Raw genomic sequence first — 12,381 nt, 5'->3', positions numbered from 1 at the left:
CCGCGGCTCCAGGGCTACGGTTTTTTCCCGCGCCGCCCCCGTAGCAGCGGCCGCAGGCCGCGTCCCGGGCACCGCGCGGGCCAGGACGCGGCCCATGGCCGCTGCTACAGGGCTGCGGTTTTTTCACGCGCCGCCCCGTAGCAGCGGCCGCAGGCCGCGTCCCGGGCACCGCGTGGGGCCAGGACGCGGCCCATGGCCGCTGCTACAGGGGTGCGTTTTTTCACGCGCTGCACTCGTAGCAGCGGCCGCAGGCCGCGTCCCGGGCACCGTGCGGGCCAGGACGCGGCCCATGGCCGCTGCTACAGGGCTGCGGTTTTTTCACGCACCGCCCCCGTAGCAGCGGCCGCAGGCCGCGTCCCGGGCACCGCGTGGGCCGGGACGCGGCCCAATGGCCGCTGCTACAGGGCTTGCGGGCAATCGATTAGAAATGCACTTCAACCTGGAGCATCGGGGTCGACGTCCTGGTGTTGACCGCTTCATCACTCGGCGTGCCGAACATGTTCTTCCAGTACTCGTAACCGACACCCGCATACAGCGTGCGCGGTTGACCGGCGAATGAGCCGATGTCGGCCAGCAACGCAGCGCGGGTGAGGTATTCGGTTGTCGTTTTAACGCCAAAACCATCTTTGCCCTTTGGCCCCGTGATGCTGACAAAACCACGGAAGATCAAGGGCACCGGGCCTGCGCGGAACGGATAGAGCCAGGTACTTTCGAGGTGCGCGGCGGTGTCGTAGTCCACGTCCGTGCCGACAATGCCGTTATGGTTGCTCTCGGTGCGCGCACCGACGGTCAGGTTCCAGAAGCCGCGCGGCAGGGCGAACTCGACTGTTCCACCCAGCACCAGCATGCGGGCTCGCTGGGCGTAGGCATCGTTCTTCGTGCCGAATTCATACCCCCCGGTCAGGCCGACGTCGCGGATCACGCCAATGCCGATTTGCCGGCCAAAAATCTTGCTGGCGCTCGCCGTGACACGGCCCACGCTGTACACCTCCTGCGCCCCCCCATTGTTCGGCCCGCCAGCCTCCGGGTTCGCCGAGTCTGACACCCGGTAATCGACGTTAAAGGCATAGCTGCCGTACTTGAAGCCGCCGGTGGATGTCAGGTAACCAATGTTCTGCTTGATCTTGTCGGCAACACCCGGGAAGTGGAAATCATTGCCGACGCGATAGCCGATAAAAGTGTCGTTCCACGACACCGGCGGCTTGCCAACCTGTTCGTCCAACTTCGCAAGGTCCGGAAACGCGTGCGGCGCGTTGGTAGTGTCTGGCGTTTGCTGGATTAGTGTGGCCTGTGGCGAAGCGGACGTCGTCGGTGCATCAATGATCTCTTCAGCGAAAACATACTCGCTTAAACAACAGAGAATCGCCGTGCCGAGCAGCAACCTGGGCAAAGGTTTGAAAGTTTTTCTCATGTTTCCATCCGTATTGATTTTGTTGTTTTTATAAAACACGTTGCATGGGACTTATATTCATCAGCCAGGCGTGGTTGTTCGCCACACTTGATTCGGTCGCACCGAAGTCAACTGGCTGATGAAAGTGGGCACTGGGTATTTTTTACGGTGCTTGGAGGGAATGTTATTGGGCGGCCAGGCCTATGCCTTTACACAAAAGTGAGATTCGCTGGCATTTTTTGCGGGACGGTGGGGAAGGCGGGCGCAAGTGGCCCGCGCGCACGGCTGGCGCCACGATTCATGGAAAAGGAAGCAAGGTGCGACGCGACTTATTTCGCTCGTTGCGACTGTTCCCGCGCCGTCAGCCGGAATTGGCTGGGGGCCTCACCCACCTCCCGGCGGAAAAAGCGCGTGAAGTACGCGGCGTCGGAAAAGCCCAGGCCGAAGGCAATCTGTTCGATGGCCATCTCGCCAAAAATCAGGTTCCGTTTCGCTTCGGTGATGATGCGCGCGTGGATCATCTTCGTCGGGCTGTGCCCGGTGGCTGCCGCGCAAGCGGCGCGCAACTGCACCACCGACACGCCCATCATCGACGCGTAGTCCTGCAATGGCAGGTTTTGCCGGTAATGCTGATCGATGAGTTCACGGTAGCGTTCTGCCAGGCGGGTCTCATTGCCAGAGGCGCCGCCATCGTCCGGCTGATCGAGGCGGGCCTGGCGAACCAGCAGCAGGAACATCTGGGTCAGCAGGGCTTCGGCGCCTACCACGTGACCGAACAGTTTGGCGTCCAGTTCCTGCGCCAGCCGCGTGATAAGGTCGAAGAGTTCGCTTGCCATGCCGGTCGTTGATGGCACCGCAATCATCCGCGGCAGGGACCACAGTTGGATGAACGCGTGGAGGCGGGCGTAGAGCTGGGCCAGGTAGGACACCTCGATGGTCACCACCCAGCGGTCCACGTCGTTTTCATAATCGAGCCCATGCACGCATTCGGTCGGCAGCAACAACACACACGGCCCTTCGAACGGGATGCTCGAACCCTCGAGATTCATCACACCGTTGCCGCTGCGGACGAAGATAATCTGGCCGTACCCGGGATGCGCATGAGGTTCGGTGCGCCAGCGGCCGCGTTCGGTGACGTGGCCGATGTTGACGAACCAATGCTCTTCTTCCTCGCGCCGCTCCACATACAAGCGGACCTTGGGCACCGTCTTGAGCGTGACCTTGGTGTCTGACTCGTGTCGATAGGTTGTTTTCGAACTGTGCGTCATAACGGCTCCTTGGCAACGGTCAACGTGCCGACCCGGTGCATGCCATTTAGCAAATCACAGCCTTGCGCAGAATGTAAACCCTGTCTCGTTGGCCGCTGCGAGGGGCAGTTGGCGTGCTGAGACGGGGTATACCGTTTGGTTAACAGGCACTCCACAAAACTCACTGGACCCGCCCGCTGGCCCCGGTTGATGATCGTCACCGAGCGTCCAGGCAACCACCCGGTGGGGTTCGCGGAAACGACGGACGTCTTGACTGACAACAATTAAAAAAACAGGTCTGAGAGGAAGCAGTGGAGAGTATCCAGAAAGCCGTACGCCTCGAAAACCGTTGGGGCGTCATCGTCCTGCTCGCATTCGGCTTGATGATTGCGTGGACAGACCGCTCCAGCATGTCGGCCGCCATGGCCGATCCTCAATTCATTCGGGAATTTGCCCTGACGCACGTCGAAAGAGGCTGGCTAGGTTCATCGGTCTTCTGGGCGTACGGCGTGTTACAACTGCCCATGGGCTGGCTGGTGGACCGCTACGGCGTCAAGTGGCCGTACGCGATCTGCTTCTTCCTCTGGTGCGTAGCGGCGGCGGCCACCGGCCTGGTGAATTCCCTCGGCGCGCTGCTGGTGGTGCGCGTCATCATTGGTGCGGCCGAAGCCGTCGTGGTGCCGGCGACCTATCGGTACATCGCCAACTGCTTCGAAGAAACCCAGAAGGGCTCCGCGCTGGCCATCTACGCGATTGGCGGCAAGATGGGGCCGGCCCTGGGCGCGCCCCTGGCGGCCTGGCTGATTGCAGGCACCTCCTGGAAAGTCATGTTCATGGTGACCGGCCTGGCCGGCTTGGTGTGGCTGCTGCCCTGGTTCCTGATGGTGCGCAACGACTTCCCGGACCGCGCCGAGTTAGCCAAACGACAGCAGCACGCGGCGACCGTGCCGCTGCGCAATCTGCTGGCGAGCCCGGTGGTGTGGGGCGGGTTGATCACCAACTTCTGTTACGCCTACTTCGTGTTCTTCTGCATGACCTGGATGCCGGCCTACCTCGTCGAGCAACGGGGGCTGTCGTTGACGCAGGCGGGCTTTTACACGGCACTGAGCTTTTGTGGCGTAGCGCTCGGGGCCGCGGTCAGCGGCTGGGCGGCAGACCGATTGATCCTGCGCGGGCACGACGCGGTGGCGGTGCGCAAAGCCTTCATGGTGGCCGGTTTTACTGGCGGCATGACCGTGTTGTTCGGCGCTTATGCGTCGAGCGTGGCGGTGGCCCTGTGCTGGAACGTGCTGTCCTTGACGCTGCTGGGCCTGGTCACCACCAACAACCTAGCGCTGGTGAAGCTGACGCTGATTCCCAAGCAGGCGACCGGCTTGAACACCGGGCTTCAACAAGTGGCGACGAGTCTTGCGGGGGGTGTGTCGGCCAGCCTGTCGGGCTGGCTGTTGCATGTCGGCCACAGTTATACGCTGCCGATGATCGCGATCTTCGTTTTCCTGTTCTTGGGCATCACCAGCACCGTGGTGCTGATGAGACGTGCCTGGGCGCCGAAGATCAATGGGCCCCAGGTGGCAAGCGCACCCATGGCCAGCACCGCCTTGAACAGTAGCCAGGCGTAGAGACCGCTGGATAACGTCGAATTATAAATTCACTGCCGGGCAGGAGACTAAGGTCATGGGTATGGACGTTCTAAAAAGCATGAAGCTCGGCGCGTTATTCGTTGCGCTCTGTGGTTCCCTGGCGTCTGCAGCGTCTGAAAACAACAGCGCAACCAGAGTCTACTTTGGCACCCATGGGGATTATATTTATAACGCTGTTTTCAATCTCGATAATGGCAGTTTCTCGAACGTCCAGAAAACCGCAAAAGTGCTTCGCCCCACTTGGTTTGTACAAGACCCTGGCGGCCACTTTCTCTATAGCGTCAGTGAAGTTGGCAACAGCGGCGAGGCCAATGGCGAAGTTGTAGCCTTCAGTATGGACCGAGCGTCTGGTGCATTGACGGAACTCAACCGCGTCGGGTCGGGTGGCAGTGGCCCTACCCATATGCTTTATGACGGGTTGCATCACAGCCTCGTGGTGGCCAATTACGGCGGCGGCCAGGTGGCGGTGCTACCGCTGGCAGCCGACGGCAAGGTTCAGCCAGTCAGCTCGATGCTCGCGGACTTCGGCACGGGGCCGACTGCCAGGCAGACCCAGGCCCATGCCCACAGCATTACCCTGGTCAAAGGCACACACGAGCTGCTGGTGCCCGACCTCGGCGCAGACAGGGTGTTCATGTACCAGCTGAAGGGCAAGGGTAATCAGTTGGCCGAAGGCCCCACGCCATTCGTGCAAATGGCACCGGGCACCGGGCCGCGAGGCATCGAATTCCAGCAGGATGGCCGGCACGGGTTCCTGCTGTCCGAGCTCTCGGCACAGGTGCGCTGCGTGACCTGGGAACCCGCAACGCAAACCCTCCGCTACGGCGCCTCGGTGGATACCTTCCCGGCAGGGTTCACCGGGCCAAAAAGCGCCTCGTCGATGAAGATCGGCCCCGGGGAGAAATTCCTCTACGTCGCCGATCGAAGCACCGATACCCTGGTGGTCTACCGCATCGCCCAGGGTGCGTGCCTGGAGCCGATCCAGCGGATCAGCTCGGGCGGCAGCTACCCGTGGGAATTGGCTATCGGGGCTGCCGGTCATTGGCTGGTGGTCGCCAACCTGAAATCCGACAGTGTGACCTCCTTCAAGATCGACCCCCAATCCGGGATGCTCACCCCGAGCGGTTTCGAGGCGAGCATCCCGCAGCCGGTGTTTGCCCACTTTACCGGCGTGGCCCTGCCGCAATGATCCGTTGATCAACCCCGCTGAACTGGGCGAAGTTAGCGATGAACTGCCCGGCCAGCTGCCGGGCGGTGGCGTCATACGCGTGCTGGTCCGCCCAGGTGTTGCGCGGGTTCAGCAGCCGGGTCTCGACACCCGGCACCGCGGTGGGCACCCACAGGTTAAGGACGGCCAGGTGCTCGGTCTCAACGCCTGCGAGGGCGCCACTCTGGATCGCGGCGATGATTCGGCGCGTCGTCGGGATGCTGAAGCGCTCGCCCGTGCCGTAGGGGCCGCCGGTCCAGCCCGTGTTGACCAGGTAGACCTGCGAGCCAAACGCTTCAATGCGCTTGACCAGCAGGTCGGCGTATTCACGCGCTGGGCGCGGCAGGAAGGCGGCGCCGAAGCAGGTGGAGAACGTCGCCTTGATACCCGCGCCTGAACCCATCTCGGTGGAACCCACCAGCGCCGTGTAACCCGACAGGTAGTGGTAGGCCGCCGCGTCCTTGCTCAGGATCGACACCGGGGGCAGCACGCCGGCCAGGTCGCAGGTCAGGAAGATGATCGCCTGCGGCTCGCCAGCCAGGTTGTCCCTGGTACGTTTTTCCACGTGCTCAAGCGGGTACGCGCACCGGCCGTTCTCGGTCAGGCGAGTGTCGGCATAATCGGCGGTTCGCGCCTCATTGAGGACGACGTTCTCGACCAGGGCGCCGAAGCGGATCGCGTCCCAGATGATCGGCTCGTGCTTCTGGCTCAGGTCAATGGTCTTGGCGTAGCAGCCACCTTCCAGGTTGAACACCACGCCTTCGCCCCAGCCGTGCTCGTCGTCACCGATCAGGTAGCGCTCGGGGTCTGCGGACAGCGTGGTCTTGCCGGTGCCGGACAAACCGAAGAACAGCGTGGTGCTGCCATCGTCACCGACGTTGGCGGAGCAATGCATCGGCAGCACTTCATGGTGCGGCAGCAGGAATTTCTGCACCGAGAACATGGCCTTCTTCATTTCGCCGGCGTACTGCATGCCGGCGATCAGCACCTTGCGCTGGGCAAAGTTCAAGATGACACACCCTTCGCTGCGGGTGCCGTCGCGCTCGGGAACGCAGTGGAAACCGGCGGCGTTGAGGATCTGCCACTCGTCCTTGCCCCTGGGGTTGTAAACCTCCGGGCGAATGAACAGGTTCTGGCCAAACAGCTGCTGCCAGGCCGTCTGCGTGGTCATGACCACCGGCAGGTAGTGGTGTTGATCGGCGCCCACGTGAACCCGCGAGACGAACTGCTCGCAGCCGGCCAGGTAGCCCTCGACCCGCTCCCACAGGGCGTCAAACTTGCCTGCATCAAAAGGGCGGTTGACCTTGCCCCAGTCGATGGCATGGCGCGTGCCCGGTTCGTCGACGATGAAACGGTCCTGGGGCGAACGCCCGGTGCGCTCGCCGGTGGTCACGACCAGGGCGCCGGAGTCGGCGAGCTGGCCTTCGCCACGCTCAATCGCGCGTTCAATCAGCCGGGCGCGGCTCGGGTTGATGTGTACGGCACCTTCGGTTACTACGGTCATTGCGGTTTCCCTTGGCATGGCGCCAGGCTGGGGGGCTGAACAAAAGGCATGCCGATGACTGCGCCCCCCGTGCGCCCTTGGCCAAGGCGTGTAGGGGCGCAGCCATCCGGCACTGCGCTGGGGTCTAACGATGGAGGGGTGGTTCGGCTGCGGTTAGCCGAGGTTGCCGGTCACGTCGTCGAACAGTTCGTCTACCGACATGGCGCGCGGGATGATCTTCTGGTCGAACGCCCAGTCGATCGCGGTCTTGAGCCCCTTGCGGTTGGCCTCGAGCCCCAGGGGCGGGAAGACGGCCGGCACACCGCCTTCGGTGAGCGCGCGGCTTTCGGCGATCATGCGGTAGATCTCCTTCACCACCTCGGGGTGTTGCCGGGAGATATCCTGGTGAATGGCGAACATGTGGTTGATGGGCACGAAACCTTCGCGCGCGTACCAGGCCTTGGCGGCGTTGTGCGCATCGGGCACCACGGTGCGCACGCGTGGGTCCTTGGGCATGTCTTCGCCGAGCAGCGCCGCGTCGAGTTCACCGTCGAGCATCATCTGCGGGATATTGGAGCCTGCGGGCAGGCGCACGCAGTTGGCCGGGTCATGGTATTCGGCCAGGTGGCCGTCGCCGAGGGTCATCCAGGTGACCTTGTCGAGGTTGACCCCGTACTCATGGCGCAACACGCCGCGAATCCACAGCGCGGTGGTCTGCGAATAGGTGCGCACGCCCACGCGCTTGCCTTCCAGGTCCTTGGGGTCAAGGTGCCCCAGGTCAAGGTTGAAGCCGGCGCAGTGGTGCTGGAAGCGCCCCGAAATCGGCGCAGGCAGCAGGACGTAGGGTTTGCCGTAGGCCTTGGCCTGCAGGAAGGTGACGATGGCCAGTTCGCCGGCATCGAACTGGTTCTCGCGCACCATGGCCTTGAAGCCGTTGTGCGCAGGCGTGGGGCCGCAGTAGTCGAGCGTGACGAGGTCGGACGTCACGCGCCCGTCCTTCATCGCCTTGGTGACCGGATAATCAGCCAGGTTGGTGCGCAGGGTCAGCGCCATGGGAAGCTCCTTGGAATGTGCGACGGGTTCAGAGTTTGACTTCGATCAGGCAAGGGCCGGGCTCGCGGGCCGAATTGGCCATGGCCCGGTAGAAACCCTCGGCGGTATCCACGGCGACGCTGGGCACCCCCATGCTTTTCGCCATGGCCTGCCAGTCGATGCTCGGGCGGTCGATGTCGATCATCGATAGCGCGCGCTCCCCCGGCGTGCCGGCCCCCATGTTGGCGTACTCGGCCTTGAGGATGGCGTAGGTGTTGTTGGCGAAGATGATCGTCGTGACGTTGAGGTTTTCGCGCGCCTGGGTCCACAGCGACTGGATGGTGTACATGGCGCTGCCATCGCCGACCATGCAGAACACCCGGCGCTCCGGGCAGGCCAGCGCCGCGCCGGTGGCCACGGGCGTGGCGTAGCCGATGGAACCGCCCATGTTGTTGATGAGGTCGTGGGGCTGCGCGCCGATGGTCAGCCCGATGGACTCGCGGCCGGTGGTCAGCGACTCGTCCACCAGGATGCAATGCTCGGGCATGGCGGCTGCCAGTGCGTGGGCAATGCTGGTGGGGTTGAGCGCGCCGGTGGGCACGGCAGTCTGGATGCGCGGCTGCACAATCGCGCGCGCAGCGGTGGCCCCCAGCGCCTGCAGCAACATGTCAAAGGCCAGTTCGCTGTCCTCGTCCGCCTCGACGAGCGCATGCACCAGGGTGCCCTCGGCCTTGAGCAGGCTCGGCTTGTCCGGGTAGGCGAAGAACGCTACGGGCTCGCGCGTCTCCACGGTGATGATGTGCTTGAAGTCCTTGAGGAAGGCCATGGCCTGTGGCACGGCGTAGGGGATGCGCGAAAGGGGCACGAAACCTGCGCCGCGCTCGATGCGGGCGGTGAAGAACTGCGAGCCCAATTGCGCCCCGGTGGCCGCGGCGACGCGGCCGGCCTTCTCCAGCGCCGCGCCGCGGGTTGCCTTGTTGGCGAGGACGATCAGCGTCGGCTCACCCGAGCGCAGCACCCGCGCCACATGCTCGACGCGCTCTGCGCTGGGAGCCTTGCGCCGGGCGGCCACCGGCGGCGGTAGCACCGGGGCGGCGCTGGCCTGCTGCCAGGACGCGTCGCCCGGCAGGATCAAGGTGGCGATCTGGCCGGGGTGCTCGCTGGCCTTGGCCACCGCCTGGGCGGTGTCCCAGGCGATGGAGTCGGCCGATTCCGCGCGGCGTACCCAGTGGCTCAGCGGGCGCGCCAGCCCTTCGATGTCGGAGGTCAGCGGCGGGTCATACTTGAGGTGTGACGCCGAATGTTCGCCGATGATGTTGACCATGCCCGACGAGGCGCGCTTGGCGTTGTGGATGTTCGCCAGGCCGTTGGCCAGGCCCGGCCCCAGGTGCAGGAGCGTGGAGGCAGGCGTGTCCTTCATGCGGTACCAGCCGTCGGCCGCGCCGGTGGCGACACCTTCGAACAGGCACAGCACGCTGCGCATCCGCGGGTTGCCGCCCAGCGCTGCGAGGAAATGCATCTCCGAGGTGCCCGGGTTGGCAAAGCAAATGTCCACGTCCTGGTCGACCAGGGTCGAGACGAGACTTTCTGCGCCGTTCATCGGTCAGTACCCCGCCAGTTCACGCGCCTGGCCAACCACGCCGTAGGAGCGCTTGGGCGCCGACAGCAGCACGCGGTAGCCCTCGTCCAACAGGCGGCGATGGTTGTTGGCGGTCACATGGGGGTTACCGACGATGACGTCGTGCTTGCGGCAGGTCTCGACGATACGGCGCATGGCGTCCTGGACTTCCGGGTGCTCGTACTGGCGTGGCAGGCCCAGTTCCTGGCTGAGGTCGCCTTCGCCGATCAGGATGAAACCGATGCCGGGGACGTTGGCGAGCATGTCGTCCAGGTTGTCGATGGCCTGGGTGCTCTCGCACATCAGGCCCACCAGGATTTCACCCTGTGGCGCCAGCGGCCAGACGTCAGCCTTCTGGTAGTACTCGCCCATGGTCAGGCCCCAGTAGCGCGCGGCGTTGGCCGGGCCGTCGCCGCGCACGCCCTTGGGCTCGTACAGCGCCGCGCCTTTGGGGCGGGCATAGCGGCAGGAGGCGACGGCGTTGTAGGCCTGCTCGACGGTGGCCACGTGCGGCCAGATCACGCCGTAGCAGCCGCGGTCCAGCACCTGCTTGGCGAAGCTCTGGTTCATCTCGATGCCGTTGGCCGGGATGCGCGCGATCGGCGTCACCCGTGGCGCCACCGAGCCCGATTCGGCGATCTGCTTGCGGCTGAGCATGTACTGCAAGGAGTCGCCCAGGGCGCTGACATCGTACGGGTTGTGCTCCATCTCGTAGACGATGCCGTCGTACGGGGAGTCGCTCATTTCGATGGCGGTCTGCTTGTCCAGCTTGGCGAAGGCCATGTAGGCAGGGTTGCCGGACTCGAAGGCGCGGATGATGCTGTTGAGACGGGTGTTGCTCATGTTCATTTCCTCATGAAAGGGGGGGCAGCCTCAGCGCAGTGCCGGGTACAGCGCTTGCGCGGTCTTGCCGAAGATCCACTGGCGGTCTTCATCGGTGAGGCAGGCCAGGCCCTGCTCGGCGGTCGCCAGGATTTCCTTGAGGGTGCCGGGCGAGGTGGGGAAATTGGAGCCCCAGGCCATGCGCCGGGCGCCGAACGCCTTGACGACCAGGGGGAAGAAGGTCTCGGCGCTGGCCTTGTCCTTTGCCACGTCGCCGAAGATGCGCGGCGTCAGCTTCAGGTAGAGGTTGGGCAGGTCGGCGAGCGCGAACAGGCTGGCGGCGTTGGCGTAGGGCGGGCCGTCGAGCACGTCCGGGCGGCCCAGGTGGTCGAGGATGATGTTCACCCCGGGGAATTTCTCGGCCAGCATGCGCACGTAGGGCAAGCCGGTCGGGCCGGTCTGGATGCACATCGGCAGGTTCAGCTCGGCGAGCATTTCCCAGGCCTTGAACGACTTGGGGTTATCCAGCTCGCTGGGGTCGAAGTCCTTGGTCGAACCGCCGGTGAAAATGCGCAGACCGGCGAGGCCCTGGTCGACCCAGGCCTTGATCACCGCGGGCACGTCGTCAGCCAGCATGTCCACCGAGCCAACGGCGACGAGCCGATCCTTATACTGGTTGCAGCCATCGACGACGTAGCGGTTGTCGAAGCCGTAGGTGGTCGAGGAGTGGACGATGGCGGCCTTGGCGACGCCGGCTTCGTCCATGGCCTGCACCAGCGCCTCGACGGTGTTGGGGCGCTCTTGCGACCAGTCCGAACGCTTGCCGAACAGCGGTGCCGGCGGGTAGCGCTTGTCGTCGTCGGAGATGATGTGCGGGTGGATATCGATAATGTTCATGGTCTGTCCCTGGCTTACTTGCCTTTGGCCTTCAGATGCTTGTCGAGACGCGGGTAGACGCGGCGCACGTTGCCTTCGAAGATGGCGTGGCGGTCGGCATCGGTCAGCGCGGTGCAGGCGTCCAGGTAGCGCTTGGTGTCGTCGAAGTAATGGTCGGTGTCCGGGTCCCGGCCGCGTACGGCGCCGACCATTTCCGAGCCGAACAGCACGTTGCTGGTGGGCACCACTTTGGTCAGCAGCTCGACGCCGGGGTGGTGGTAGACGCAGGTGTCGAAGAAGATGTTGTCCAGCAGCCCTTCGAGCGGGCGCTTGGCCATCTCCAGCGACATGCCGCGGTAGCGCCCCCAGTGGTAGGGCACGGCGCCGCCACCGTGGGGGATGACCAGGCGCAGGGTAGGGAAGTCCTTGAACAGGTCGCTTTGCAGCAGTTGCATGAACACCGAGGTGTCGGCGTTCAGGTAGTGCGCCCCGGTGCCGTGGTGGCAGGGGTTGCACGACGCGGCGACGTGGACCATGGCCGGCACGTCCAGGTCGCACATGGCCTCGTACAGCGGGTACCACTCGCGGTCGGTAATCGGCGTGCCGGTCCAGTAGCCGCCGCTGGGGTCGGGGTTGAGGTTGCAGCCCACGAAGCCCATCTGCTCCACGCAGCGGCGCAGCTCGGCGACGGAGTTCTTCGGCGGCGCCAGGGGCGACTGGGGCAGCTGGCACACCGGCACGAAGTTGTCGGGGTAGATGTCGCAGACCCGGCGCACGAGGTCGTTGGAGATTTCCGCCCATTCCTGGCTGGTGCGTTCGTTGCCCAGGTGGTGGCTCATCAGGCCGGCGATCGGCGAGAACAGGGTGAGGTCGCCGCCGCGTTCCTTTTGCAGGCGCAACTGGCCGTTGCCGACGCCCTCGCGAATCTGTTCGTCGGTTACATGGGCGCCGGACCGCGCCGGCGCGTTGAGCGGGTCGTCGGCGAACTCGATCTGCTTGGCGCGCCACTCTCGGAACGACGCGGGTACGGTGGTGAAATGACCGTGGCAATCAATAATCATCATGT

10 protein-coding genes are annotated in these 12,381 nt (G+C 64.3%); 2 read left to right on the top strand and 8 right to left on the bottom strand.

What is annotated here, in order from left to right; genetic code table 11:
- Nucleotides 1–421 precede the first annotated feature (421 nt).
- Nucleotides 422–1,411, bottom strand: a complete 990-nt coding sequence (locus AC0Z2B_RS23360) for a hypothetical protein (RefSeq protein ID WP_476299740.1) — start codon at nt 1,409–1,411, stop codon at nt 422–424.
- A 308-nt stretch (nt 1,412–1,719) separates the two neighbouring features.
- Nucleotides 1,720–2,658, bottom strand: a complete 939-nt coding sequence (locus AC0Z2B_RS23355; protein WP_476299738.1) for a helix-turn-helix domain-containing protein — start codon at nt 2,656–2,658, stop codon at nt 1,720–1,722.
- A gap of 290 nt (nt 2,659–2,948) precedes the next feature.
- Here AC0Z2B_RS23355 and AC0Z2B_RS23350 point away from each other — a divergent pair, with 290 nt between their 5' ends.
- Nucleotides 2,949–4,256, top strand: coding sequence for an MFS transporter (locus AC0Z2B_RS23350; RefSeq protein WP_476299736.1), 1,308 nt, complete (start codon nt 2,949–2,951; stop codon nt 4,254–4,256).
- Nucleotides 4,257–4,311: 55 nt separating this feature from the next.
- Entirely contained in the window at nt 4,312–5,466 is a 1,155-nt protein-coding gene (locus AC0Z2B_RS23345; RefSeq protein WP_476299735.1) for a lactonase family protein, read from the top strand.
- On the opposite strand, the gene AC0Z2B_RS23340 is transcribed toward AC0Z2B_RS23345, so the two are convergent.
- The 6 genes from AC0Z2B_RS23340 to AC0Z2B_RS23315 form a co-directional block, all read right to left on the bottom strand.
- Nucleotides 5,441–6,988 (bottom strand): phosphoenolpyruvate carboxykinase, encoded by a 1,548-nt coding sequence (locus AC0Z2B_RS23340; protein WP_476299733.1) that lies wholly within the window; start codon nt 6,986–6,988, stop codon nt 5,441–5,443. The genes AC0Z2B_RS23345 and AC0Z2B_RS23340 overlap by 26 nt on opposite strands.
- 153 nt (nt 6,989–7,141) lie before the next feature.
- On the bottom strand, nt 7,142–8,020 hold the full coding sequence (locus AC0Z2B_RS23335; RefSeq protein WP_416423505.1) for a substrate-binding domain-containing protein: 879 nt from the start codon (nt 8,018–8,020) through the stop codon (nt 7,142–7,144).
- A gap of 28 nt (nt 8,021–8,048) precedes the next feature.
- Entirely contained in the window at nt 8,049–9,599 is a 1,551-nt protein-coding gene (locus tag AC0Z2B_RS23330) for an acetolactate synthase large subunit (RefSeq protein ID WP_476299730.1), read from the bottom strand.
- Nucleotides 9,600–9,602: 3 nt separating this feature from the next.
- On the bottom strand, nt 9,603–10,460 hold the full coding sequence (locus AC0Z2B_RS23325; RefSeq protein ID WP_476299728.1) for an HpcH/HpaI aldolase family protein: 858 nt from the start codon (nt 10,458–10,460) through the stop codon (nt 9,603–9,605).
- Nucleotides 10,461–10,490: 30 nt separating this feature from the next.
- Nucleotides 10,491–11,336: an amidohydrolase family protein gene (locus tag AC0Z2B_RS23320; RefSeq protein ID WP_416423508.1), complete on the bottom strand. Its 846-nt coding sequence runs from the start codon at nt 11,334–11,336 to the stop codon at nt 10,491–10,493.
- A gap of 14 nt (nt 11,337–11,350) precedes the next feature.
- Complete coding sequence (locus AC0Z2B_RS23315) at nt 11,351–12,379, bottom strand: amidohydrolase family protein (protein ID WP_416423509.1); 1,029 nt, start codon at nt 12,377–12,379, stop codon at nt 11,351–11,353.
- Nucleotides 12,380–12,381: the final 2 nt, after the last annotated feature.

The organism is Pseudomonas sp. GYB4201 (assembly GCF_056312595.1).
This window is presented reverse-complemented; position numbering and strand designations above follow the sequence as displayed.